The 24,429-nt window shown below is 60.4% G+C and carries 26 protein-coding genes; 19 read left to right on the top strand and 7 right to left on the bottom strand.

Annotated elements, in window-relative coordinates; genetic code table 11:
- Positions 1–72 precede the first annotated feature (72 nt).
- Together AC1DJO_RS17550 and AC1DJO_RS17545 are read left to right on the top strand one after the other, a co-directional pair.
- Entirely contained in the window at positions 73–1,239 is a 1,167-nt protein-coding gene (locus tag AC1DJO_RS17550) for a hypothetical protein (RefSeq protein WP_477972088.1), read from the top strand.
- A gap of 117 nt (positions 1,240–1,356) precedes the next feature.
- The gene (locus AC1DJO_RS17545; protein WP_477972086.1) at positions 1,357–1,677 is read left to right on the top strand and encodes a hypothetical protein; all 321 of its coding nucleotides are present in this window, start codon (positions 1,357–1,359) and stop codon (positions 1,675–1,677) included.
- Here the strand turns inward: AC1DJO_RS17545 and AC1DJO_RS17540 are convergent, their stop codons facing one another.
- Positions 1,678–1,998, bottom strand: coding sequence for a hypothetical protein (locus AC1DJO_RS17540; RefSeq protein WP_477972084.1), 321 nt, complete (start codon positions 1,996–1,998; stop codon positions 1,678–1,680).
- Positions 1,999–2,179: 181 nt separating this feature from the next.
- On the opposite strand from AC1DJO_RS17540, the gene AC1DJO_RS17535 reads away from it, so the two are divergent.
- The 6 genes from AC1DJO_RS17535 to AC1DJO_RS17510 all read left to right on the top strand — a co-directional run bounded on the left by AC1DJO_RS17535 (position 2,180) and on the right by AC1DJO_RS17510 (position 8,969).
- Positions 2,180–2,488, top strand: a complete 309-nt coding sequence (locus AC1DJO_RS17535; RefSeq protein ID WP_112387949.1) for a hypothetical protein — start codon at positions 2,180–2,182, stop codon at positions 2,486–2,488.
- Between the two features lie 152 nt (positions 2,489–2,640).
- The gene (locus AC1DJO_RS17530; RefSeq protein WP_477972082.1) at positions 2,641–4,092 is read left to right on the top strand and encodes a cryptochrome/photolyase family protein; all 1,452 of its coding nucleotides are present in this window, start codon (positions 2,641–2,643) and stop codon (positions 4,090–4,092) included.
- Positions 4,089–5,435, top strand: coding sequence for an NAD(P)/FAD-dependent oxidoreductase (locus AC1DJO_RS17525; RefSeq protein WP_477972080.1), 1,347 nt, complete (start codon positions 4,089–4,091; stop codon positions 5,433–5,435). The genes AC1DJO_RS17530 and AC1DJO_RS17525 overlap by 4 nt, the downstream gene beginning before the upstream one ends.
- Positions 5,432–6,286 (top strand): DUF1365 domain-containing protein, encoded by an 855-nt coding sequence (locus tag AC1DJO_RS17520; protein WP_477972078.1) that lies wholly within the window; start codon positions 5,432–5,434, stop codon positions 6,284–6,286. Before AC1DJO_RS17525 ends, AC1DJO_RS17520 begins: the two co-directional genes overlap by 4 nt.
- Before the next feature lie 79 nt (positions 6,287–6,365).
- A complete protein-coding gene (locus AC1DJO_RS17515) occupies positions 6,366–7,625 on the top strand; it encodes a class I SAM-dependent methyltransferase (RefSeq protein WP_477972076.1) in 1,260 nt (419 codons plus the stop codon).
- A gap of 36 nt (positions 7,626–7,661) precedes the next feature.
- Positions 7,662–8,969 (top strand): MFS transporter, encoded by a 1,308-nt coding sequence (locus AC1DJO_RS17510; RefSeq protein ID WP_477972075.1) that lies wholly within the window; start codon positions 7,662–7,664, stop codon positions 8,967–8,969.
- Here AC1DJO_RS17510 and AC1DJO_RS17505 read toward each other — a convergent pair whose 3' ends face one another.
- Together AC1DJO_RS17505 and AC1DJO_RS17500 are read right to left on the bottom strand one after the other, a co-directional pair.
- A complete protein-coding gene (locus AC1DJO_RS17505; RefSeq protein ID WP_477949698.1) occupies positions 8,970–9,806 on the bottom strand; it encodes an SDR family NAD(P)-dependent oxidoreductase in 837 nt (278 codons plus the stop codon).
- A 101-nt stretch (positions 9,807–9,907) separates the two neighbouring features.
- Positions 9,908–10,564, bottom strand: a complete 657-nt coding sequence (locus tag AC1DJO_RS17500; RefSeq protein ID WP_477972073.1) for a ChrR family anti-sigma-E factor — start codon at positions 10,562–10,564, stop codon at positions 9,908–9,910.
- 217 nt (positions 10,565–10,781) lie between these two features.
- On the opposite strand from AC1DJO_RS17500, the gene AC1DJO_RS17495 reads away from it, so the two are divergent.
- From AC1DJO_RS17495 to AC1DJO_RS17470, 6 genes are all read left to right on the top strand, one after another.
- Positions 10,782–11,822 (top strand): cysteine synthase A, encoded by a 1,041-nt coding sequence (locus tag AC1DJO_RS17495; protein ID WP_477972071.1) that lies wholly within the window; start codon positions 10,782–10,784, stop codon positions 11,820–11,822.
- 6 nt (positions 11,823–11,828) lie between these two features.
- Positions 11,829–12,566, top strand: coding sequence for an alanyl-tRNA editing protein (locus AC1DJO_RS17490; protein WP_477972069.1), 738 nt, complete (start codon positions 11,829–11,831; stop codon positions 12,564–12,566).
- A 41-nt stretch (positions 12,567–12,607) separates the two neighbouring features.
- Complete coding sequence (gene sseA, locus AC1DJO_RS17485; protein WP_477972067.1) at positions 12,608–13,477, top strand: 3-mercaptopyruvate sulfurtransferase; 870 nt, start codon at positions 12,608–12,610, stop codon at positions 13,475–13,477.
- A 4-nt stretch (positions 13,478–13,481) separates the two neighbouring features.
- The gene (locus tag AC1DJO_RS17480; RefSeq protein ID WP_477972065.1) at positions 13,482–14,042 is read left to right on the top strand and encodes a GNAT family N-acetyltransferase; all 561 of its coding nucleotides are present in this window, start codon (positions 13,482–13,484) and stop codon (positions 14,040–14,042) included.
- Positions 14,043–14,139: 97 nt separating this feature from the next.
- Positions 14,140–14,937 (top strand): M15 family metallopeptidase, encoded by a 798-nt coding sequence (locus AC1DJO_RS17475; RefSeq protein ID WP_477972063.1) that lies wholly within the window; start codon positions 14,140–14,142, stop codon positions 14,935–14,937.
- A gap of 95 nt (positions 14,938–15,032) precedes the next feature.
- The gene (locus AC1DJO_RS17470; protein WP_477972062.1) at positions 15,033–15,509 is read left to right on the top strand and encodes a DUF1203 domain-containing protein; all 477 of its coding nucleotides are present in this window, start codon (positions 15,033–15,035) and stop codon (positions 15,507–15,509) included.
- A gap of 16 nt (positions 15,510–15,525) precedes the next feature.
- Here AC1DJO_RS17470 and ald read toward each other — a convergent pair whose 3' ends face one another.
- Complete coding sequence (gene ald, locus AC1DJO_RS17465) at positions 15,526–16,644, bottom strand: alanine dehydrogenase (protein ID WP_477972060.1); 1,119 nt, start codon at positions 16,642–16,644, stop codon at positions 15,526–15,528.
- 157 nt (positions 16,645–16,801) lie between these two features.
- Between ald and AC1DJO_RS17460 the strand changes: the two genes are divergently transcribed.
- The 4 genes from AC1DJO_RS17460 to AC1DJO_RS17445 all read left to right on the top strand — a co-directional run bounded on the left by AC1DJO_RS17460 (position 16,802) and on the right by AC1DJO_RS17445 (position 20,767).
- On the top strand, positions 16,802–17,263 hold the full coding sequence (locus AC1DJO_RS17460; RefSeq protein ID WP_477972058.1) for an Lrp/AsnC family transcriptional regulator: 462 nt from the start codon (positions 16,802–16,804) through the stop codon (positions 17,261–17,263).
- 72 nt (positions 17,264–17,335) lie between these two features.
- A complete protein-coding gene (locus AC1DJO_RS17455) occupies positions 17,336–18,217 on the top strand; it encodes a DMT family transporter (protein WP_112387935.1) in 882 nt (293 codons plus the stop codon).
- Positions 18,218–18,301: 84 nt separating this feature from the next.
- Entirely contained in the window at positions 18,302–18,637 is a 336-nt protein-coding gene (locus AC1DJO_RS17450; RefSeq protein ID WP_112387934.1) for a PilZ domain-containing protein, read from the top strand.
- A 141-nt stretch (positions 18,638–18,778) separates the two neighbouring features.
- A complete protein-coding gene (locus AC1DJO_RS17445; protein ID WP_477972056.1) occupies positions 18,779–20,767 on the top strand; it encodes a bifunctional 2',3'-cyclic-nucleotide 2'-phosphodiesterase/3'-nucleotidase in 1,989 nt (662 codons plus the stop codon).
- 42 nt (positions 20,768–20,809) lie between these two features.
- On the opposite strand, the gene AC1DJO_RS17440 is transcribed toward AC1DJO_RS17445, so the two are convergent.
- Positions 20,810–21,772: a LysR family transcriptional regulator gene (locus AC1DJO_RS17440; protein WP_477972054.1), complete on the bottom strand. Its 963-nt coding sequence runs from the start codon at positions 21,770–21,772 to the stop codon at positions 20,810–20,812.
- Positions 21,773–21,907: 135 nt separating this feature from the next.
- On the opposite strand from AC1DJO_RS17440, the gene AC1DJO_RS17435 reads away from it, so the two are divergent.
- Positions 21,908–22,522 (top strand): FMN-dependent NADH-azoreductase, encoded by a 615-nt coding sequence (locus AC1DJO_RS17435; protein ID WP_477942802.1) that lies wholly within the window; start codon positions 21,908–21,910, stop codon positions 22,520–22,522.
- A gap of 78 nt (positions 22,523–22,600) precedes the next feature.
- On the opposite strand, the gene AC1DJO_RS17430 is transcribed toward AC1DJO_RS17435, so the two are convergent.
- Complete coding sequence (locus tag AC1DJO_RS17430) at positions 22,601–23,872, bottom strand: GGDEF domain-containing protein (protein WP_477972051.1); 1,272 nt, start codon at positions 23,870–23,872, stop codon at positions 22,601–22,603.
- Positions 23,873–24,065: 193 nt separating this feature from the next.
- Positions 24,066–24,398 (bottom strand): HlyU family transcriptional regulator, encoded by a 333-nt coding sequence (locus AC1DJO_RS17425; RefSeq protein WP_477972049.1) that lies wholly within the window; start codon positions 24,396–24,398, stop codon positions 24,066–24,068.
- Positions 24,399–24,429: the final 31 nt, after the last annotated feature.

The following is a 24,429-nucleotide window of genomic DNA, read 5'->3' as shown; positions in this document are numbered from 1 at the left end:
TTGATTGGACAGCCTAGCGCCGTCCGAACTGTCGCCGTATATTACCAATGAGTTCACGGCGATGGGAAAACGATGAGGCCGGACAAGCTCCGAAATCTTCTTCAAGAAATGGACACCCGTCTCGCTCGGATCGAAAGAGCAATTCAAAAATCCGACCCTCGATTTGAAGGCGCTGGCTTCGCTGGCAAGAAGCTCAACGAGCTTCGCTCTGAGGTAAGACGGCAACTAGGCAAAATTGACACTCTTCGCACTGCCGACGTGGAGCGGCTCGAAGGCTTGATCGGAACCCTTCAAAATCTTGCAGAGGGTCGCTACGAGCAGGAAAACGGTTCGCACGTCAGCGGACACGTGCGCGTTCTCCTTCATGACTTTGCTGGTATAGCGAACCTGACAGCTGGCCTGAGAATCGGTCTCAATCAGCTCGGCCCTGACGAGGTTCTCGATACCGTGCCCGGCCAAAAACCCGCAGCGTTCCAGTTTGGCTTTGAGGGCGACCGCGTCGTCGTCGTTGACCAGCCGTTACGCACACGTGAGCGCGAAAAGGATATCGCTGCTGCGGCCCTTGATACCGCTATGGAAAAGGGCGCCTATGTTAACGATCAGCTCTCGCTGTCAAACTGCTCACCCCGCCTTCGCGACGCATTTACAACGCTTCAAGAAAAGCTGGAAACTCGTGCAAACATTATCCAGATCGGAATGTACAATCAGACGTGCGGGCGCGTCCTAGGCGGTGATGCGGAGGAACTATCGCCGACGCTATTCGAACTTCTTCGATCTCATGTCGAATTGGTTTTCGCCGCGGCGGCGCAGTTTGAGGATTGGAGAGTCTTTCGAGAGAACGCCATCGATATCGATAGAGATTCAGTCGCAGCACTATCTCAGAGTCTTGTGGCGCTTAGTAGAGACTTGGAAGCGAGGACGGACACTGCGCTGGAAGTAACTATAGCGCTTGGTACTGTAACCCAATGGGCAAATAGTAAAGACGCCGACAAACGCGACGTGCTTGCCATGACAGGTACTCTGCAAAACTTCTGGTCGGCCATCGCAAAATCAGCCTTGGGAAAAGAAGTCTTCAGCGAGGGCCGAAAGTTGGTCGCCAAGGCGATTATAGGCCTCCTCGTTGCTTCCACATCGGCCGGTGTGCTTCTTGCCCTTGGCAAGATTCCAGGCGCCGAATGGATTGAAACAACTGTTTCATACTTCAAGACCTCGGGCGAAGGGCCGACGTCAGAAAAATAGGCGATATTCCTGCAATTCCTTTATCGTCAGAACGATCCGACTTTTGATCCGTAAACTCATTCTGCTTTTGCGCCGTCCGGCCAGAGGGGAACCACGTTAGTCAGCATAGCTGATAGATTGAATGAGCCGGTTCGTCAGCGAACCGGCTCTTCTTTTTTCTGCACTTCGATGTGTGGAACAAACCCCGCCCTCGCCGCTTACCATCTGATGGCAGAGGATTTTTCAGAACGGTGCGAGCAAGCCCTTCAGCGGTTCATGGCTGAGTTCGGCATAGCCGAGCGCGACAAAGCGATGCGCCATATCGTGCAGGATTGGCTGATCAGCCATGGCTATGCCGAAACGCGCGAAGGCAAAGCCGAACGCACAGAAGGCGATAGCGGACGCGATCCAGAATTCGTGCAATATCCAAGCTATTACAAGGATGGCGGCACGCTCTGATCAGAGCGACGACGATGCCGTGTTGATCAGATCGCAATCGATGCGCAGGCCGATCTCGCTGACGCAGAAGCGCCCGCTAGCTTCGCCATCACCCGACGCGAAATTCAGCGGTGGCGGTACGCGGACCGGTTCGGACGTCCACAGGACGGGCCTCGACAGGTCAAGACGCTGGCTCTCGGCGGATTCGCTCTTCAGGATGGCGGTGGCGGCCATCATACCGCCGATCGTCACGGCAACCGACAAGGCAGCCTTGAACGACATATCCGCTGCTTCGATAAAGGAAATGACCACCTGAACCCCACGCGCCGCATCATACGGCATGGCGCTTCCTAATCACGCGGCAGAAGCTGTGACCAGCGGCTTCGCCTGTTAAGGTTTACGCGTAACCACACCGGCTTTTGCGGACTGAAACTTCAACGGGAAATTTCGGAACAATGGCTCGTCCCACGGGTTTCGCCTTGGTCACCCATAGTGAGGAAGCAGAATAAGGAGGAGTTTCTCCATGCGTAAGACATTTGCCGCAGCATCGCTGCTCGCCATCGGCCTCGCCGCGCCCGCCTTCGCGCAATCGGCACCGGCCTACGATACGACGGCACCGGATGCACCGCGCTATTCGTCCGATATGAGCGTTGATAACAACGGCACGCATCCTGTTCGTGTCGAGCCGGTCGATCCGGTGACGACCGAGAGCATCGGCGAGCCGCGTGGCGTGCTCGATTGCCCGAATATGCCGCAGCAGGGCGTCGTCGATAGCCGTGCCGGTCAGGGCGGCGCATCGATCAGCGATCGCTGCCGCGAGTATGACAACTGACCGACGTCATTCCCCGGAAAGGGCCGGTTTCGACCGGCCTTTTTCATGTCCGCCTGACGTGTGAATAAAACTGTCTCTCCGTCTGAAACTTTTGATCCAGAGGCGCCGTAAGTGCGTAGCAGACCAAAAGAACAGAACAGGGAATGACGGCGTTGGCGAAGGCAGTGGAAAAACCGGTTATTGTCTGGTTTCGCAAGGATTTGCGTCTGGACGACAATCACGCGCTGCACGAGGCTTGCGCCTTGGGAAAGCCAGTCATTCCTATCTATATCCGCGAGCCCGAATCGTCGGGCAATGGCCCGCTTGGCGCTGCCCAGGCCTGGTGGCTTCACCACTCTCTTGAAGCACTCGACCGGTCGCTTCAAAAGCATCACAGTAAACTTGTGCTTCTCAGCGGCAACGCGCTCGATGTACTGCACGCGCTGATCAAATCGACGGGTGCCGAAACGGTGCTCTGGAACCGCCGCTACGATCCGCCTGGGATCGCCATCGACACGCGCATCAAGCACGAACTAGAGCGGCAGGCCGTACAGGCGCAGAGCTTTGCCGGGCAGCTGCTGCACGAGCCTTCTAAGCTGAAGACCGGCGGCGGCACGCCCTACCGGGTCTACACGCCGTTCTGGCGGGCGCTGGAGGGCTCCGGAGAGCCGCCGCATCCGCTGGAAGCGCCGAAGAAGATCGCCTTCCCCAGCCATTGGCCGCAATCCGACAGCCTCGCCTCCTGGAAGCTATTGCCGGTGAAGCCGAACTGGGCGTCGGCCTTCGACGAGGTCTGGACGCCTGGCGAGGATGCGGCGCTGGAGAAGCTTGCCGATTTCGTCGACGATCGCCTGAGCGGCTACAAGAAGGATCGCGACTTCCCCTCGGTTACAGCCACCTCCATGCTGTCCCCGCATCTGGCACTCGGAGAAATATCGCCTGCCCGCATATGGGATGCGACGCGCGGATTATCGAAGCGCGTCTCGCCGGATGATTTCGTGCATTTCCGCAAGGAGCTTGCCTGGCGGGAATTCTGCTATCATCTGCTCTTCCACTTCCCGAAGCTGCCCTATGCCAACTGGAACGATCGTTTCGACGGTTTCGAATGGCATAACAACAAGGCGCATTTCGACGCCTGGACGCGCGGCCTGACGGGATATCCGATCGTCGACGCCGGCATGCGTCAGCTCTGGCGGCATGGGATCATGCATAATCGCGTCAGGATGATCACCGGCTCGTTCCTGATCAAGGACCTGATGATCGACTGGCGGCGCGGTGAAAAGTGGTTCCGCGACACGCTTGTCGATGCCGATCCGGCGAGCAACGCGGCCAACTGGCAGTGGGTCGCGGGCTCCGGCGCCGATGCCTCGCCATTCTTCCGCATCTTCAATCCGGTGCTGCAGGGCGAAAAGTTCGATCCCGACGGCACTTATGTGCGCGAATTCATCCCCGAGCTCGCAAAGCTCGACACCAAATACATCCACCGCCCCTTCGATGCGCCGGCTGCGGTGCTCAAGAAAGCAGGTATCATTCTCGGTGACACCTATCCCAAACCGATCGTCGATCACGCCGCCGCCCGCGACCGCGCGCTGAAAGCTTACAACGCCATAAAGGACGCTGCATGAACGCGCATTTTCACATCGCCCGGCCGCCGCAGGAACGCTTGAGAATCGCCGTGATCGGCTCCGGCATTTCGGGTGCTTCGGCTGCCTGGGCACTCAATCCGATGCATGACGTCACGCTGTTCGAAAAGAACAGCCGCCCCGGCGGGCACACGGCGACCGTCGATGTCGATTATGACGGGAAGCACATTTCTGTCGATACCGGCTTCATCGTCTATAACGAATGCAACTACCCCAATCTCACCGCGCTGTTTGCCGAGCTCGACGTCGCAACGCATGCCAGCGACATGAGCTTCTCGCTGTCGCTGGACGAGGGCCGTCTTGAGTGGAGCGGCTGCGGTCTCTCTTCGCTGTTTGCGCAGAAACGCAATCTGCTGCGCCCGTCCTTCCTGTTGATGATCCGCGAGATCCTGCGCTTCAACAAGACCTGCCTGGAAGACCGCGCCGCCGGCCATCTGGCATCACGCTCGATCGGCGATTATCTCGATTGGCGCGGCTTTTCCCCCGGGTTCACCAACAATTACCTGGTGCCGATGGCGGCTGCCATCTGGTCGACGCCGTCGCAGCGGATGATGCAGTTTCCGGCCGAGCACTTCGTCAACTTCTTCGACAATCACCGGCTGATCTATACCAAGCAGCATCAGTGGCGGACGGTGACCGGCGGCAGCCGCAACTATCTGGAAAAGTTGCTGGCGCCGCTCGGCAGCCGGTTGAAGCTTTCCTGCGGCGTGCGCGGCGTGATGCGTAACGCTGATGGCGTGACCGTGATCGACGACAGTGGCAACGAGCAGCATTTCGACAAGGTGATCTTCGCCTCGCACAGCGACCAGACGGCGAGAATGCTCGTCGATGCCACCGATCGCGAGAAGCGGTTGCTCGGGGCCGTACCCTACCAGCCGAACCGCGTCGTGCTGCACCGCGATCTGTCGCTGATGCCCAAGCGGCAGAAGGTATGGGCATCGTGGAACTACCTGCGCTCCAGCGAGGACGATGGCCGCGCCGAGGTTGCCGTCAGCTACTGGATGAACCGGCTGCAGGGCATCGATCCCACGCTGCCGCTCTTCGTGACGCTCAATCCCGGGCGCGAGCCGGATCCGGCGAAGGTCTTTGCCGAGTTCAGCTACGAGCATCCGCAATTCTCGGCGGAAGGCATGGCGGCCCAGCGGGAGATCGCGTCGATCCAGGGAAACAACAATTGCTATTTCGCGGGCGCCTGGACGGGCTACGGGTTCCATGAGGATGGACTCGTATCCGGCCTGGCGGCGGCGGAAGCCCTGGGCGGGGTGATCCCCTGGCGGGCCATCCAGGCTTCTTCCCGCGAACCTCTTCTGGACGCGGCGGCATGACTGTCCGCCCGCAAAAGCATGGCGCGAGTATGGGGCGGAATGGTCCGCCGCCGGATGCCGCCGCCGCGCTCTATTGCGGCAGCGTCATGCACCAGCGCATGAAGCCCTTCGGACACCGCTTCCAGTACAAGGTCTTCTCGCTGCTCGTCGATCTCGACCGGCTTGCGGAAGCCGACCGCCTGTCGCCGGTATTCTCCGTCAACAGCCGCAACCTCGTCGCTTTTCACGAAGCCGATCACACCGGTACCGCCGGGATGCCGCTGCGCGCCTATGCCGACCGGCTGCTTGAGGACGCCGGACTTGGCGAGAGGGCGGCGCGCATTCTGCTCGTCTGCTATCCGCGTATCCTCGGTTACGTCTTCAATCCGATTTCTGTCTATTATGCCTATGGTGCGTCCGGCGACCTCATCGCCATGATCTACGAGGTCAGGAACACTTTTGGCGAGCGGCACACCTATGTTTGCCCCGTCGGTCTTGGCGAGCTTTCGGACAGCGGGCTACGGCAGAGCTGCAGCAAGCTTTTCCATGTTTCTCCCTTCATCGGCATGGATATGGACTATCACTTCCGCATGCTTCCGCCGGGCGACGAGATCCGCTGGCGGATCCTGGAGACAGATCGGCAGGGACCGCTGCTCGCGGCGACCTTCTCCGGCGCGATGAAGCCGCTCGCCACCGCCACCCTTGCCGGGCTGACGGCGCGCATTCCCTTCCTGACCTTCAAGATCGTCGCCGGCATCCATTGGGAGGCGCTCAAGCTCTGGATCAAGGGGGCGAAATACATCTCGCGCCCTGCCCCGCCGCCACCGGTAAGTGTGCGCCATCCATCCCATATTGCAGAAGCTGCTGAATGACATTAGCGTTCGCAGAAATGCCGGGGGCTGGCTCATGCAATCTCTGTCCTTAACCGGCTAACGGCTGGAGGAACCGATCATGACCACTGCAGAAGACTGGAATTCCTTTGCCCGCGGCGCACTGGCGCTTACGGCCGATAATCTTGGCCGCTTTTCGAAGGGCCTGCCATTGAAGGCGAAGTTCGCGCTGCGCGGCCTCCTGCAGATGCAGCACGGTGCGCTCGCGCTCGAGCTTCCGGACGGACGCAAGGCGCTGATCGAAGGCCGGATCGAGGGCCCCCGCGCCGCCGTCAAGCTGAACAACTGGAACCTTGCCAGCCGGGCGATGACCAGCGGCACGATCGGTGTTGCCGAGACCTATATGGACGGCGACTGGCAGAGCCCCGACATTACCGCCTTCCTCGAACTGTTCCTGATCAACGGCGAGGCGGCCGAAAAATATTCGAACGGCAGGAAAGGCATCGTGCGGGTGTTCGAGCGCATCCGCCACTGGATGAACACCAACACCAAGACCGGTTCGAAGCGCAACATTTCGGCCCATTACGATCTCGGCAACGACTTCTACAAACAGTGGCTCGATCCGACGATGACCTATTCGTCGGCGCTCTATTCCACCGGCGCCAACGATCTGCAGTCGGCACAGAACGCCAAATACCGGGCGCTCGCCGAAGCGACCGGCATCAGGCCCGGCGATCATGTGCTGGAGATCGGCTGCGGCTGGGGCGGCTTCGCTGAATTCGCCGCCAGCGAGATGAATTGCAAGGTGACGGGATTGACGATCAGCCGCGAGCAGCTCGCCTTTGCCGAAGAGCGCATCCGCAAGGCGGGGCTTGCCGACCGGGTCGAGCTGCGCTTCCAGGATTACCGCGACGAGAAAGGGCTCTACGACCGGATCGTCTCGATCGAGATGTTCGAAGCGGTCGGCGAAAAATACTGGCCTGCCTATTTCTCCAAACTGCGCGAATGCCTGAAGCCGGGCGGCAAGGCCGGGCTGCAGATCATCACCATCAAACCCGAGGCTTTCGATCAGTATCGCAGCAATCCCGACTTCATCCAGAAATACGTCTTCCCGGGCGGAATGCTGCCGACGCAGGACCATCTGGCGGAACTCGGCCGCAGGGTCGATCTGTCGCTGGTGAAGGATTTCGGCTTCGGCCTCGATTACGCCCGGACATTGGCCGAATGGCGCGAACGCTTCTGGAATGTCTGGGAGCGGGTCCGGCCGATGGGCTTCGATGAGCGTTTCAAGCGCCTCTGGGAATTCTACCTCTTCTATTGCGAGGCCGGCTTCCGCGCCAAGAATATCGACGTCCGCCAGGTCGTCTTTTCGCGCAGCTGACGGCAGCGGATGAGCGGCGAGCGGCAGAGATCCGATGTGACAGCCGCGACCCGCCTCGCCTATGTGCTGCCCGCCGCCCCGCTCGCAGCGCTCGGCCTGCCGCTCTATGCCATCGTTCCGACCTATTATGCCGAGACGCTCGGTCTGCCGCTTGCGGCCGTCGGGCTGACGCTGCTGCTGGTCCGTGTCTTCGACGCGGTCTGCGACCCCATTATCGGCGTGCTTGCCGACCGCTACCGGCCTAAATTCGGGCGGCGGCGGTTCTTTTTCGCGCTGTCGCTGCCGGTCGCGGCGCTTGCGGCACTGGCGCTATATGCTCCGCCTGCCGGTGCGACAGTGGTTTGGCTCGGTCTCTGGGGCTGCCTTCTATCCCTTGGCTTTACGCTGGCGCTGGTGCCCTATTCGGCTTGGGGCGCCGAACTGGTCAGCGATTATGCGGGGCGCACGTCGCTTGCCGCACAGCGCGAAGCGACGACGCTGGTGGGAACCCTCATCGCCATCGTCCTGCCCTTTGCGATCGGCCTTGATCCGGCGGGCAGCATTTCGGGACTGGCCGTGCTTGGCATTGCCGTCGCCATCTCGCTGCCAGTGATCGGCGCCTTCACGCTCTGGGCGGTCCCGGAACCTTCGGAGCATACGGCTGCGATCGTCGGCTGGCGCAAGGGGGTCGGCTATCTCGCCGCCAATCGTCCATTTGTCCGGCTGCTCTCCGCCTATTTCATGAACGGGCTTGCCAACGGCATCCCCGCCACGCTGTTTCTTTATTTCGTCTCTGCGAGGCTCGGCATGCCCGAGGCACGCGGTCCGCTGCTTTTCATTTATTTCCTTGCCGGAATAGCCGGAGTGCCGCTGGCGGCGTTTGCCGCCAAACGAGCAGGCAAGCACCGCGCCTGGTGTCTGGCGATGATCGCCGCTTGTCTGGTGTTTGCAACGGCACCTCTGCTGCCGTCGGGTGCCGTCTATTCGTTCGGCCTTATCTGTGTCCTGACCGGGCTGATGCTGGGCTTCGATCTGTCGCTGCCGCCTGCGATGCAGGCCGACGTGATCGACGAGGATACGGTGAATTCGGGAGAGCAGCGCAGCGGCCTCTATTTCGCAGCCTGGGGACTGGCAACCAAGGCCTCGCTGGCCGTGGCTGCCGGACTGGTGTTTCCAACCCTGGCGTTGTTCGGCTTCGATGCCGCGAAGGGAGCAGACAACGCGCCCGCTGCGCTGACGGCGCTCGGCGCCATCTACGCATGGGTGCCGATCGCGCTGAAGCTCGGCGCCGTCGCATTGATGTGGAATTTTCCGCTCGACGAGGCGAAGCATCGCGAGCTGCGCCATCGGATCGAAAGCCGCTGATCACTCGGCCGGATGCGGAGTGACCGGGTGATGGCTGTGCTTGCCGGCCGGCCGTTCGCTCCAGCCGGTGGAACGGTTGAGCAGCCAGAAATACAGACTGTATGGCAGCATGCGCAGCAGCTTCAATTGATAGGTGAAGCGCTTCGGGAAGCTGATCTCGAAGGATTGGGATTTGAGGCCGGCGGCGATCTCCGACGCCGCTTCCTCGACGGATATCAGCGACGGCATCGGAAACTCGTTTTTCTGCGTTGCCGGCGTGTCGACAAAGCCCGGGCAGATGATCTGGATGCGGATTCCCATCTTGTCGAGATCGAACTTCAGGCTCTCGGCCATGTTGATGAGTGCGGCTTTGCTGGCGCCGTAAGCAGCGCTCGTCGGCAGGCCGCCATAGCCCGTGACCGACGACACGATGGCGATCTGCCCCTGCCCCTTGCCCTTCATGTGCCTGACAGCAGGCACCAGACAGTTGACGACGCCGGAGAGGTTCACCGCAAAGGTCTTTTCGAAGTCGGCAATATTCAGCTCTTCTGCATGAACGGGCAGATAGACACCTGCATTGAAGATCGCCATGGCGAGCGCGCCGTGTTCGTATTCGATCGAGGCGAGCACATGTTCCATGTCCTCGGCATCGGTCACGTCACCATCGAGAACGATGATGCCGCCCGGAAGGCCGTTGGCTTCGGACTGCAGTTCGGCGAGCTTTTCGTGATCCCGGGCAGTGACGGCAACCTTGTAGCCCTCGCCTGCGAGCTTCAGCGCCAGAGCCCGGCCAATGCCGGAGCTGGCGCCTGAAATCCAGACGATGCCGTGTTCGGGGCGGGCAATGAAATCGCGCATATGAAATACCTCCAGGACTGCCGGATTCAACACCAAACCACGTCCGGAAGTTCCCCGAGTGCTCCCGGATTCAAGTTCATATCACGCTATTGTGGCTGCTTTCAGCCGATCAGATCGCCGATCAGCTGGCGGAACGACCCTGTGAGCTTGATCGGTGCGTCGAGCACGGAAAAAGCAATGCACGGACGCTCCTTTTCGGCGACCGGCCGGTGGTTGAGGGTCTCGTCGGCAACGGAAATATCGCCCGGCCCGAACCGGCCCCGTTCATCGATGAAAGCGCCGTCTAGGATGAGGATCAGCTCCATGCCCTTATGGGTATGGGCGGGAAGCGCACGGCCGGGACGGATCCACATCAGGCTGACCTCGCAGCCATCTATATCCGTCGAATATTCCTTGAACCCGGGAAGTCTGGTCTTCCACGGCACGGTATCGGCATCGAAGCCGACAAGCTCGCGGATGGGGCGCGGGAAGACAGGCTTGGCAGAGTTCGGCATGCGGGCAGCCGATGGCATGTCTTTTGAAGCAAAGATGGCCTGGAGGCGCTGGTCGCGATCGGCGATCGGCGTACCATCCGTCAGCTCGAGGGCTTCGCCGGCGAGCAGCTCCAGATCCGTCACCAGGCCGCGGTTATCCGGCTTCAGTTCCAGGTGGGAGGCCACGAGCACGCGCGCCGGTTCTGGCAATGAACCGGCGACATAATGCGCCATCAATGCATCGACACTGTCTATATGCTCATGAACCATATCGGTTTCGGCCACGCCCTGTTCCTGCGCTCCGCAATTGCTTGTCGTCGTCCATACGCGGAAAGTCAATCTTCGGATCACCCGCCACTTTTGGGCCGACTTCGAGACTTCCCGAAACTGAAGACTAATTTTACCGGCGCGGGCAATGGCGAGGAATAGCATTTCTTGCCAACCCTGCCTTGTGAAGGGAAAAGACCGTTCTTACAGTAAGAGCTCCAAAGAGGCAGATTCCATGACCTTCTACCCCTCCGTGATCGAAGCGATCGGCAACACCCCGCTCATCAAGCTGAAGGGCGCGTCAGAAGCGACCGGCTGCACCATTCTCGGCAAGGCTGAATTCCTCAATCCCGGCCAGTCGGTGAAGGACCGCGCCGCGCTCTACATCATCCGGGATGCGGAAAAGAAGGGCCTGCTGAAGCCCGGCGGCGTGATCGTCGAGGGCACGGCCGGCAATACCGGCATCGGCCTGACCGTCGTCGCCAAGGCACTCGGCTACCGCACCGTCATCGTCATTCCCGAGACGCAGAGCCAGGAAAAGAAGGATGCGCTCAGGCTGCTCGGCGCCGAACTCGTCGAAGTGCCTGCCGTCGCCTACAAGAACCCGAACAACTACGTGAAGGTTTCAGGACGTCTTGCCGAACAGCTGGCGAAGAGCGAGCCGAACGGCGCCGTCTGGGCCAACCAGTTCGACAATGTCGCCAATCGCCAGGCGCATATCGAGACCACCGCCAGGGAAATCTGGCAGGATACCGATGGCAAGGTGGACGGCTTCATCTGCGCCGTCGGCTCCGGTGGCACGCTGGCTGGGGTCGCGGCCGGTCTGAAGGGCTTCAACAAGGACATCAAGATTGGTATCGCCGACCCGGAAGGCGCCGCGCTCTACGAATTCTACAAGAACGGCGAACTGAAATCCTCCGGCTCCTCGATCACCGAAGGCATCGGCCAGGGGCGCATCACCGCCAATCTCGAAGATTTCACGCCTGATTTCGCCTATCAGATCACCGATGCCGAAGCGCTTCCCTATGTCTTCGATCTTGTCGAGCATGAGGGGCTTTGCCTCGGCGGATCGACTGCGATCAACATCGCCGGTGCCGTCCATCTCGCACGGGATCTCGGACCAGGTCACACAGTGGTGACAATCCTCTGCGACTACGGCAACCGCTACCAGTCGAAGCTTTTCAACGCCGACTTCCTCAAGTCCAAGGGCCTGCCGGTTCCGGGCTTCATCAAGTCCGCGGCAGATATTAACATACCCTACGAACCAGCAGCGTGAGACCCAATGCCAGTCAATGCCCTCTACCGTGACGACTTCTACCTTTCGACATCGGAGGCGGTCGTCACCGCCATTCACGACGATGGGGGCATCGAACTGGACCAGACCTGCTTCTACGCGACATCGGGCGGACAGCCCGGTGACACCGGCTTTCTAGAACGCGCCGACGGCTCGAAGATAGAACTCGGCCAGACGAAGCACGGCGCTGCCAAGGATATCATCATCCATGTGCCGCTCGACGGGCAGCCAGTTCCTGATGTCGGCGAGAAGCTGGTGCTGCATGTCGACTGGCAGCGCCGCTACAAGCTGATGCGCATGCACACCGCCTGCCATCTGCTCTCCGTCGTGTGTTCCTTTCCGATCACCGGTGCCGCCGTTGGCGAGGATGAGAGCCGTGTCGATTTCGACATGAGCGAAACGATCGACAAGGACGAGGTGACAGCGAAGATGATGGAGCTGGTGAACCAGAATCATCCGGTCTATCTGCAGTGGATCACCGACGAAGAGCTCGCCGCCAACCCTGGTATCGTCAAGTCGAAGAACGTCCGCCCGCCAATGGGTCTCGGACGCGTCAGCCTTGTCTGCATCGGCGAGAATTCCGCGATTGACAGCCAGCCATGCGGCGGGACACATGTGTCGGAAACGCAGGAAGTCGGGCAGATTCACATTGCCAAGATCGAAAAGAAGGGCAAGGAAAACCGCCGCTTCCGCATTCGCTTCGGCGCTCCCGGCGACGAGGCGTAAGGCAGCTTTAGAGGCTGCATCAAGAGATCAGGGAGAGCAGAATGAGTGAAGACAAGAGCCGCTTCGTTGTTTCGGCCGATTGGCTGCAGGGCGAGCTTGGAAAGCCGGATCTGCGCGTCCTCGACGCCTCCTTCTATTTGCCGGCACAGAAGCGCGACGCCGATGCCGAATATGCGGCAGGCCATATCCCGGGTGCGATCCGCTTCGATCAGGACAAGATCGCCGATCACTCGACCAATCTTCCCCATACGATCCCCTCGCCCGGCTATTTTGCCACTGAGGCGGGCAAGCTCGGCATCAGCGAGAACGACCGTATCGTCGTCTATGACGGCATCGGCATGTTTGCCTCGCCACGCGTCTGGTGGCTGTTCCGGGTGATGGGCGCCAAGAACGTCTTCGTGCTCGACGGTGGTCTCGATGGCTGGAAGGCCGAGGGACGTCCGCTGGAAACGGCAACGCCGGATTATCCGGCTGCAACCTTCAAGACCAGCTATGACGAAGCCCGCGTCGTCACGCTCGATCGCATGCGCGACATCGTTTCGAGCGGTGCGCTGCAGATTGCTGATGCCCGCAGCGCCGGCCGTTTCGCCGCCGCCGAGCCCGAGCCGCGCGCGGGCATGCGCTCCGGCCATATGCCCGGCGCCCGCAGCCTACCGTCGGGCGTCTTCGCCACGCAGGGCCGCTTCAAGTCTTTGGCCGAGCTGAAGCAGACGATCGAAGACGCCGGTATCGATCTGTCGAAGCCGGTCGTCACGTCCTGCGGCTCCGGTATCACCGCGGCAATCATCACGCTGGCGCTGGAATCACTCGGCCATACCGACAACAAGCTCTATGACGGCTCATGGAGCGAATGGGGCAGCCGCGACGACACGCCAGTCGTCACCGGCCCGCCCGATCCGATCAAGGCTTGAGCGCATGGCAAAATCTCCTTCGTCGCTCTCCGCCCATATCACTCGCCTGGAAATGACCTCGCCGCCAAAGGCGAGCCTGCCGATGCCCGTCAATATCCAGACGGCCATCATGCGGACGACCGAGATCCCGCTGCCCTTCTATCGCCACCTCTACCGGCAGGTCGGGGCCCGCTGGCAATGGGTCGATCGTCTTCGATTGAGCGACGAGCAGCTGACCGCAACGCTGCACGACAAGCGCAACAATATCAGCGTGCTCTATGTCAACGGTGCACCAGGCGGCTTCTATGAGTATTTCTGTCAGGACGAGGACACGATCGAGCTGTCGCATTTCGGCCTGATCGAGCACGCGCTCGGCCTCGGCATCGGCAAATGGTTCCTGCTCCAGGCACTCTATGCGATCTGGACGCTGAACCCGAAGCGAGTGCTGACGACGACCAACAATCTCGATCATCCCCGCGCGCTGCAGCTCTACCAGATGTTCGGCTTCTCCCCGGTCTCGACCGGCACCGGCATCGTCCGGCCGCTGAGCGACAAGGAATTGCTGGAGATCGCCCGCAAGGGCTGAGTGCAACCCGCATATACCTTGAGTTGCTACATTGAACGCAACTCAAGATGGATTCCGTCAGCCCGATGCAGTATTCTCAACCTCATCTGAGGGAGGGATGACGATGCCAATAGGGACTTATAATCACCCGCTTTTCGGGGTCGTGAAATTCAAGACAAAGCACAATGATTGGCGGCGTGGCGATTCAATCACCTTCATTGACGGCTTCAATTCCGCCGACGTAGTCAACGTTACCGTTCCGCAGCTGAAGCATATCCCAAACACGAATAGCGGGGTGATCAAGTTTCACAAGCGTGGACAAAAGCAGCTACTGGCGGCGTTCGAAGACATCGAAAATCTCGGGCTACTGAAACATATCGACAGCTGCGCCGGCGCCTTCTATCAGCGGCTGAAGAAGCCAACGTCGGGCGCGCTCAGCAAGGAGCCATCCAACCACTCGTTCGGAATCGCAATCGACCTCAACGCTGACGACAAATGTCTCGGCTGCACCACCGCCCCGATTGCGCCGGTCTTCGAGCATCATGGCTTTCGCTGGGGAAAATCCTTCAACGACCCCATGCATTACGAAATCATCAAATTCATCGACAACGACGCGCCGTCGGTCAAGGACGTGACGATGAGCATAAGCGGCGCCGCCGTCGCCGCCGACGTGAAGAGCGTCTTTGGCGATCTTTTCGTCAAGGTGGCGGATATCAGGATGATTCCCGGTCTGCAGGTGGCAGACATGGGACCAAACGCGGTCGCGGTGGATTCGCCGGCTGGCAGTGAGGTATTTCCAACATTGCAGTTCGGAGGGCTCAACTTAGCCCCCCTACCGCAAATCTTGGGTTTCGCGGGACTGAAATTGGCATTCGATAATTCGAAGAAGACTCTCGACGCCGATAGGCTTGCCTGAAGTTCGGCAGGAATCGGGTGGTTCGCTTCCTGATAAAGGCGCATTTCATGGCGGACCCCTGAGGAGACCGCCATGACCGATATCCGTTTTCCGCAATGCCGACTGCCGACGCCGAACAGCTCTGGAATGGCGGCACCGATTCTTATGGCTTCCTGCCGGAAACGATGGTGTCCGATGGGCCTGGCCATCCCTGCCGCCATTGCCTTGGGAATATCGACGCCGGTGAGGAATTGCTGGTTTTCGCCTACCGGCCGTTTCCCGAGATGCAGCCCTATGCCGAAACCGGGCCGATCTTCCTGCACAAGCGCCGTTGCGAGCGTTACCAGGCCGAAGAGATCGTCCCGCCCGTTCTCAGCAGTACCGACTACATCGTCCGCGGCTATTCCGACAACAACCGCATCGTCTACGGCACCGGCGCGGTAACGCCGACGCGTGATATCCCGGCCTATGCCGGTGGCCTGCTGGAGCGGCCTGGTATCGCCTATGTGCATGTCCGCTCGGCACGCAACAACTGCTTCCAGTGCCGCATAGAAAAGGCGCCGGACTCTCGCGAAGCCGGCGCCTTCATCTAACGTAACGTGATGGGAATTACGCGACGTTGAGGACGCTTTCCGGGGCGTATGCTTCATAGCCCAACGCTTCGGCAACCGGCTTGTAGGTGAGGCGGCCCTTGTGGACGTTCAGGCCGTTGCGCAGGTGCTTGTCTTCGGCAATGGCGCGCAGGCCGCGGTCGGCGAGCGCCAGGCCGTGGACCAGCGTTGCGTTGTTCAGTGCATGCGCCGAGGTGACGGGCACGGCCCCCGGCATGTTGGCGACGCAATAGTGCACCACGCCATCGACCTCGTAGGTCGGCTCGGAATGGGTCGTTGCGTGCGAGGTTTCGAAGCAGCCACCCTGGTCGATGGCGACGTCGACGATGACGGAGCCCTTCTTCATGCCCGAGAGCATTTCGCGGGTGACGAGCTTGGGTGCGGCAGCACCCGGGATCAGCACGGCGCCGATGACGAGGTCGGCCGAAAACACTTCTTCCTCGAGCGCCTGGATGCTGGAATAACGCGTGTGGACGCGGCCGTTGAAGATATCGTCAAGCTGGCGCAGGCGCGGCAGCGAACGGTCGAGAATGCTGACATCGGCGCCGAGACCGGCCGCCATCTTGGCGGCATGCAGGCCGACGACGCCGCCGCCGATGACGGTGACCTTGGCCGGCAGAACGCCGGGGACACCGCCAAGCAGGATGCCGAGGCCGCCATTGGCCTTCTGCAGCGCGGTGGCGCCAGCCTGGATCGACAGGCGGCCGGCAACTTCCGACATCGGAGCCAGCAGCGGCAGACCGCCGCGCTCATCGGTAACGGTCTCATAGGCGACTGCGGTAACGCCGGAGGCGAGCAGACCCTTGGTCTGTTCCGGATCCGGCGCGAGATGGAGATAGGTATAGAGAAGCTGACCGTCGCGAAGCTGCGCCCATTCGGAAGGCTGCGGCTCCTTGACCTTGACGATCATGTCGCACTTTTCGAAGATTTCCTTGGCCGTGGCAGCGATCTTCGCGCCAGCGGCTGCATAGGCGGCATCATCGGCACCAATGCCGGCGCCTGCCTTGGTCTCGACCCAGACTTCATGGCCATGGGCGACATATTCACGAACCGAAGCGGGTGTCAGACCGACACGATATTCATGGTTCTTGATTTCCTTCGGGCAACCGACACGCATGAAGCGTTCCTCTCATATATGCCCGCTTGGCGCGGGACGTTTTCAATGGGTGAATCCAACCACTGCCGTTGCGAAATGTCCTTGCAAAGAGGTATTGCCTGAAAGCTATTTTTCGAAGATTGTGCGGTTTCATCGACCCAAACCGAAGGTTCTTCGAATGCCTGAACTCGACAGTATCGATCTTGCGATTCTGAGAGCGCTTCAAGCAAACGCCCGGATTACCAACGCCGAACTTGCCAACAAGGTGGGCCTCTCGGCTTCGGCCTGTTCGCGGCGTCTCGATATCCTGGAAAAGAACGGTGCGATCGCCGGCTATCACGCGCGCCTTTCCAACAAGGTGCTCGAATACAAGATGATCGCGATCGTCCACATCTCGCTGTCGGGCCAGTTCGCCAAGACGCTGTCGGAATTCGAACTGGCGGTGAAGCGCTGTCCGAACGTGCTGGTGTGCTACCTGATGTCGGGCGAATACGACTATATCCTGCGGGTCGCCGCCCGCGATCTCGAAGACTACGAGCGCATCCACCGCGACTGGCTCTCGGCGCTCCCCCATGTCGTGAAGATCAATTCCAGCTTTGCCCTGCGCGAAATCTTCGACCGGCCGAATGTCGGCTTCTGAGACCTTGCAAAGAGACCGGAATCCTGACCAAGCTTGTGGCAAGCGGACACTCCCACTGCCTGACTGCAAGACATGAAATCCAAGACGCAAGGCTATATCTTCGTCCTTCTGGCGCTGACGATATTTTCGGCGCAGGATGCGATCTCCAAGCATCTCGGCGGGCTCTACCCGCCGATCTTTGTGACGATGATCCGCTACTGGGCCTTTGCGCTTTTCACCATCCTGCTGGCTTCCAAGATGCGCGGCGGCATCCGGCAGACGGCGCGCACCAAGCGGCCGCTGCTGCAGGTGACGCGCGGCGTTCTGCTTGCCGTTCAGGTCGTGCTTGCCATCACCTGCTTTGCCGTCATTGGGCTGGCGCATTCGCAGGCGATCTTTGCGGCGACGCCGATCATCATCGCCCTGCTCTCCATGCCGATCCTCGGCGAGCGCGTCGGCTGGCGGCGCTGGACGGCGATCGGTGCGGGCCTCTTCGGCGTGCTGCTGATCCTGAAGCCGGAGGGCGAGTTCTTCGACGTCAAGCTGATGCTCGCCATCGTCTCCTGCTTCATCTTCGCCTTCTATGTCATCGCGACACGTCTGGTGTCGCGCGACGACAGCTCGATGACCAGCTTCTTCTATACCGGCGTCGTCGGCGGCATCACCATGACGCTGATCGGTCCCTTCTACTGGACCTGGATGCTGCCAGGCGATTGGGGCTGGATGGCGCTGGTCTGCATGACCAGCATTTCCAGCCATTATTTCCTGATCCGCGCCTACGACATGCTGGATGCGGCCGCCGTGCAGCCGCTCACCTATCTGCAGCTCGTCTATGCCTCCATCCTCGGCGTCACCATTTTCGGCGAAAGCATAAGCCTGACCACAGTCATCGGCTCGGTGATCGTGGTCGCCGCCGGCATCTTCACCATCTGGCGCGAACATGTCGTYGGCAGGCGGACTGCAAAGGCACATTAGATTTTGTGCAATTTTATCTAACTGCCTAAAAGGATTTCAATTTTTCCTTGCTACGGTCTCGGCATATCTATCCGGAGACCCTGCATGACCCGCAATCTCAACATCATTACCCGCAAGTCGGAGCGCAAGTATTGCCGAGTGTTCGGCAAGCTGCGTTACCTGAACCAGGAGATCGACGCCCGCATCGTCAACCTGTCGACGACAGGCATCGCCGTCGATCTTCGCACGCCGGTCGCCGCCGCGTCCGGCAGCCGCGTGCGCATCGAAGCCGAGGACCTCGGGGCCCTCGAAGGCATCATCCGCTGGAGCCATAACGGCCGCCTCGGCATCCACTTCGACCCGAATTCCAACGCCCGCGCCCAGGTCGCCTCCTACTTCCGTTTCTTCCACAGAGACGTGAAGCCGGTGCTGGCGCGCTAGACGACACAGAGAGTTGAACGGCAGTGGGCGCGCTCGACAGAACGGGCGCGCCCACTGTCATTTTACGGATGCACTCCCGTGCAAATCATTCTACGTTCGACCCCGGGCTGGGCGTTGCGTGATTTTTTGAAGGAGTGTTTGATGTCTTCCATTCTCGATTTGCACCCGATAAGCCGCAGGTCTCTCCTCAGCGGAATCGCCGCGACCTCGGCCCTCGTCCTGCTCCATCCCTTCACCGCCCGCGCCGCCGCCAACCAGGCGCATCTGAGATTGATGGAAACGACGGACATTCACGTCAACGTCTTCCCCTACGACTACTACGCCGACAAGCCGAACGACACGATGGGGCTTTCACGCACCGCGACGATCATCGATTCGATCCGTGCGGAAGCTGCCAATTCGCTGCTGATCGACAATGGCGACGTGCTGCAGGGCAATCCGATGGGCGATTACATGGCCTATCAGCACGGGATGAAGGACGGCGACGTCCACCCGGTTATCAAGGCGATGAACACGCTCGGCTATACGGTCGGCACGCTCGGGAATCACGAGTTCAACTACGGCCTGGACTTCATGTTCAAGGTTCTCGGCGGTGCAAACTTCCCGTTCGTCTGCGCCAATCTCACCAAGGGCCAGCTGGCCTCCGACCCCAAGAAAGACGACCTGTTCTTCAAGCCCTACATGATCGTCGAAAAGCAGATCAAGGACGGCGCCGGTAAGGAAAGCCCGGTCAAGATCGGCTTTATCGGCTTCGTGCCGCCGCAGATCATGCTCTGGGATATCAAGAACCTCGAAGGCAAGGCGCAGACCCGCGATATCGTCGAGGCCGCCAAGGCCTGGGTGCCTGCCATGAAGGAAGAGGGTGCGGATATCGTCATCGCGCTGTCCCACTCCGGTATCGACGGCACTGCACCCTCAGAGAAGATGGAAAACGCCTCGCTCTATCTGGCTGCCGTCGATGGCATCGATGCGATCTTTACCGGCCACCAGCATCTGGTCTTCCCCGGCCCGAAGACCTGGGAAGGCATTGCCAATGCCGATCCGGTCAAGGGCACGCTGCATGGCAAGCCAACGGTCATGGCCGGCTTCTGGGGCTCGCATCTCGGGCTGATCGACCTGCTGCTGGAGAAAGACGGCAAGAGCTGGAAGATCGTCGATTTCACCGCCGAGGCGCGGCCGATCTATCATCGCGACGAGAGCAAGAAGGTGGTGGCCGACGTCGCCGACAAGAAGGAAGTGGTGGAAGCCGCCAAGGCTGAGCATGAGGCAACGCTCGCCTATGTCCGCACGCCTGTCGGCAAGACCTCGGCGCCTCTCTATTCCTATTTCGCACTGGTTGCCGACGACCCCTCGGTACAGATCGTCAGCCAGGCGCAGACCTGGTACATCAAGCAGATGCTTGCCGATACCGAGTTCAAGGATCTGCCTGTTCTCTCGGCAGCAGCGCCCTTCAAGGCCGGTGGCCGCGGCGGCGCCGATTACTATACCGACGTTCCGGCCGGCGACGTGGCGATCAAGAATGTCGCCGACCTCTATCTCTATCCGAACACCGTGCAGGCCGTCGTCATCAATGGCGAGCAGGTGAAGAACTGGCTGGAAATGTCGGCCGGGATGTTCAACGAGGTGAAGGTGGGGTCCAAGGATACGCCGTTGCTGAACAACGACTTCCCGTCCTACAATTTCGATGTGATCGACGGTGTCACCTATCAGATCGACCTTTCTCAGCCGCGCAAGTACGACAACGACGGCAAAGCGGTGAATGCGGCTTCGAACCGCATCCAGAACTTGCAATTCGAAGGCAAGCCGATCGATCCGAAGCAGAAGTTCGTCGTGGTGACCAACAACTATCGCGCTGGCGGCGGCGGCAAGTTCCCCGAGATCGCCTCCGACAAGGTGGTGTTCCAGGCACCGGATACGAACCGCGACGTGATCGTCCGCTTCATCCACGATCAAGGCACGATCAATCCGTCGGCTGACGGCAACTGGACCTTCAAGTCCCTGCCCGGCACGACCGCCACGTTCGAGAGCGGTCCGAAGGCCAAGCAGTATATGGCTGCGGTCAAGGGCGCCAAGATCGAGGAAGCTGGCGATGCTACCGAGGGCTTCGCCAAGTTCCGGCTGGTTCTCTAAGGCGCTGACAATCTGAGGAAGGAGGCCGGCGGCAGCGCCGACCTATTCTGCCGCTTCCTGCACCGAGGTCATAGCGGCAAGCTGCTCCTGGAATTCGCTGTGGCTCGGGCACATCGACAGGAGGTTGCGGAAGCGATCGATCAGCCAGGCGGTTGCCGGACCTGGGGGATTGGCGATCTTGTGAAGGCTGTAGATCGGGTACTCGCCCTGCTCATAGGCAGGGAGATCGAGCTGCACGAGCTTGCCGGAGTTCAGATCATCGCGTGACACCGAAGCTGGGAGACCACCCCATCCAAGGCCGCCTGCAATCAGCTGGTGCTTGATGGCGATGTCGCTGACGCGCCACGTCCGGTAGGACAGCACATTGAAATCGCGGCCGTTGGTGATACCGGACGTATCGCGCACCACCATCTGAACCTCTTCGCGGACATCCGAAAGCGTCAGAGGACGGCGAAGCTTAGCGAGCGGATGGAAGGGTGCGGCGACCGGGATCATGAAGGAATGACCGATTCGCTCGGCAACCAGCGTATCATCCTGCTTCATCAGCGCACCRCCGATGCCAACGGTCGCATCGCCGGTCGCCACCATGTTCATGACTTCACCGAGCTCGCCGACCATCAGGTTGACCGTGACCGACGGGAATTTGACACGGAATTCGCGCAGGACCATCACCACGGCCTGCGACGGCACCATGACGCTGATGGAGATCGACAGTTCAGCTTCGAGTCCCTCTTTGAGGTTCTTGACGCGGGCGCGCATCACTTCCAGATCGGCGACTAGGCGGCGGGCATCGGCGAGCATCGCGTGGCCGGCCTTGGTCAGCTTCGGCTGGCGGGCGCCGGAGCGCTCGAAAAGCTCGACCTCCAGCTGCGCCTCAAGATTGGCGATCGTGTAGCTGATCACCGATTGCGCACGGTTCAGCACGCGCGAGGCGGCCGAGAAGCTGCCGGTATCGGCAACGGTCAGAAACACCTGCAGTTGATCGAGGGTGGGGTTTGGGAGCATATCTAATCCATCGATAGTTTCGATCTATATTATCCCAGTTTTTTAGATAGCTGGCCAGACCTATTTCTCATGTCGAAGCCACGGCAAACCTCCCTTGCTGCCGCGGCAAACCCAATTCGAAATGAGGAGCCTGCCATGTCTTCCATCCTTCTTCTGACCTCCAGCCCGCGCGCTGAATCGCTGTCGACGACGATCGCTGCCGATCTCGCCAACAAGATCGCCGCTCAGAATGCCGGCAGCGTCGTTGTTCGCCGCGACCTCGCCGCCAACCCGCTGCCGCATATCGATGACCTCTTCACTGCCGCCATCCGCAAGCCTGCCGACCAGCGCACCGCGCAGGAAGCCGAAGCCGTCAAGACTTCGGATACCTTGGTTGACGAGCTGCTTGCCGCCGACACCATCGTCATCGGCACCGGCCTCATCAACTTCAACATCTACTCGTCGCTGAAGACCTGGATCGACAATGTTGCGCGTGCCGGCCGCACTTTCAGCTACACCGAAAACGGCCCTGTTGGCCTTGCCACCGGCAAGAAGGTCTATGTGGTGCTCGCTTCGGGCGGCGTCTATTCGCAGGGCCCAGCCGTCAGCATGAACCATGCCGTTCCGTACCTGAAGTCGGTTCTCGGCTTCCTCGGGATCACTGACGTCGAGACCATCTATGTCGAAGGCCTGGCCTTCGGTCCGGAAGCGGCCGAAAAGGCAATCGGCGCCGCCAAGGCCCGCGCGGAAGAAATCGCCCTCGCCGCTTAACGGCTCGACGCATCCCCAAAGAAAACGGCCGGTTCACCACCGGCCGTTTTTCATTGTCCGGCTATGGCCTTCGGAAATTCAGCTGACCTTGACGAGGCCGGAGCGGCCGACGACGCAGTTGCGGCCGCTCTTCTTTGCCTGGTAGAGCCGGTCGTCGGCGGCAGAGAGAACCGTCGTGAAGCTGACGCCGTCTTCGTCGGCCGTCGCGACGCCGATGCTGACGGTCACCGGCTTGCCGTCGGGCGTCTTGACACTGGTGGCGATCGTCCAGCGGAGACGTTCGGCGACCAGCAGGCCTTCCTCCTGATCGGTTCCCGGGCAGATGGCGACGAATTCCTCGCCGCCGAAGCGGAAGACGCGGTCGGCCGAGCGCAGGATTGTGCCGAGGCGCGCGGCAATCGCCTTCAGCACTTCATCTCCCTGCAGGTGACCGAAATTGTCGTTCACGTCCTTGAAGTGGTCGGCATCGATGATGATCACCGTTCCCGGCTGTGCCTGGCGCAGCGCCTCGCGGATCATCACCGGCGCTTCCAGCTCCATGCGGCCGCGGTCATAGACGCCGGTCAGGATATCGCGTCCGCTGCGGTCGAGCAGATCGTTGTAGCGCTCGCGGAAGGTCAGATCGCCGAATACGTCGCTGATCGAACGCGCCGAGGACGGCAGGCGGTCGCGCCTGACATAGATTTCGTAGACTGCAAACAGCACCGTGTAGATCAGGACGGCGAACATTTTCGCCTTCCAGCCATCCCAGAAAGCCGCCAGCGGCACGTCCATGAAATAATGCAGCGCGCCGAAGAAGCCGACCTGGTCGAAGGTCAGGAGCACGAAACCGCAGATCATGAAGCGCAGGATGACCTTGCGCCTGATGTAACGGCCGAGCCGCTCATAGAGCAGGATGATGCCGATCGAATCCAGGTAGAGCAGCGCAGTGCCCCAGATCATCAGCCAGCCCATTTCCTTGAGGAAACCGAAATCGGCCTCGTTGCCGGGCGAAAGCTGGATGGTGTGATGCAGCTGCAGAATCCAGGCGATCGCCACCGTCAGCAGATTGCCGATGAACAGACCGTAGATCGGCTGTCGGACGGTTGCGGCGTCCTCCTGCAGATAGAGCATGAGGATCATCATCAGCTTGCCGGCAAAGAACACCGAAGAGCCCGGCGATGCCACGCCGAAGGGCAGCGAGACGTAGAAGACCGCCGCCAGATAGGTTTCCATGAAATGCATGACACCGAGCGCGGCGACGAAGACACCAAGGCCCAGGCGGTTTCTGAAATGCAGCAGCGTCACCATCAGCCCGAAATAGCCGATGGCTTCGAGGACGAAGAGGCCGAGATTGGCGGCTTCGATCATCGCGGCGCTCTCCCAAGCGAATTCCGCGCATCATTCACCGCCTGCGCAGGGCGCGCATGCGGGCGATGAGCCAGTCCGGATGGAGAGCGGGTTGGAGCAACCACGAAATGATCCTGCGATTCCCTTCGCAGCACCTTTGGCGGAAATCACTTAAAATTAAGTGACAGAAGCCCGTATCCGGCGCTAGGCGAACCTAGATCTGGCGCTGCTTGACACCGTCGCCGAAAAGCGACGCGCCGTGCTGGTCGATGATCTGCTGTGCCTTGCGCACGGTGCACTCGTTGGCATCGTCGAGCGAGGAGAACATATCGGCGCGGATGAAGGTGCGAACGAGCACATCCTCGCCTGCTCCCTTCTCGATCCGGCCTGCCAAGCGGTACTGGCCGCCTTCTTTCTGCGGTTCGGCATAGATGGCGCAGTCGCCGTAGAGCTGCGGCTCAACGGATTTTCTGCTGCCGCTGCTCGCAGCCGCCTTGTCGCCGCCGCCTGAGAACATCGAAAAAATGCTGGAGAATATCGAAGCCATGTTTCGCCTTTAACACGAGGGACTTGATGCC

The organism is Rhizobium sp. 05N430, assembly GCF_056396985.1.
Note: the sequence above shows the minus strand (reverse complement) of the source record. Positions and strands in the feature narration are given on the sequence as shown.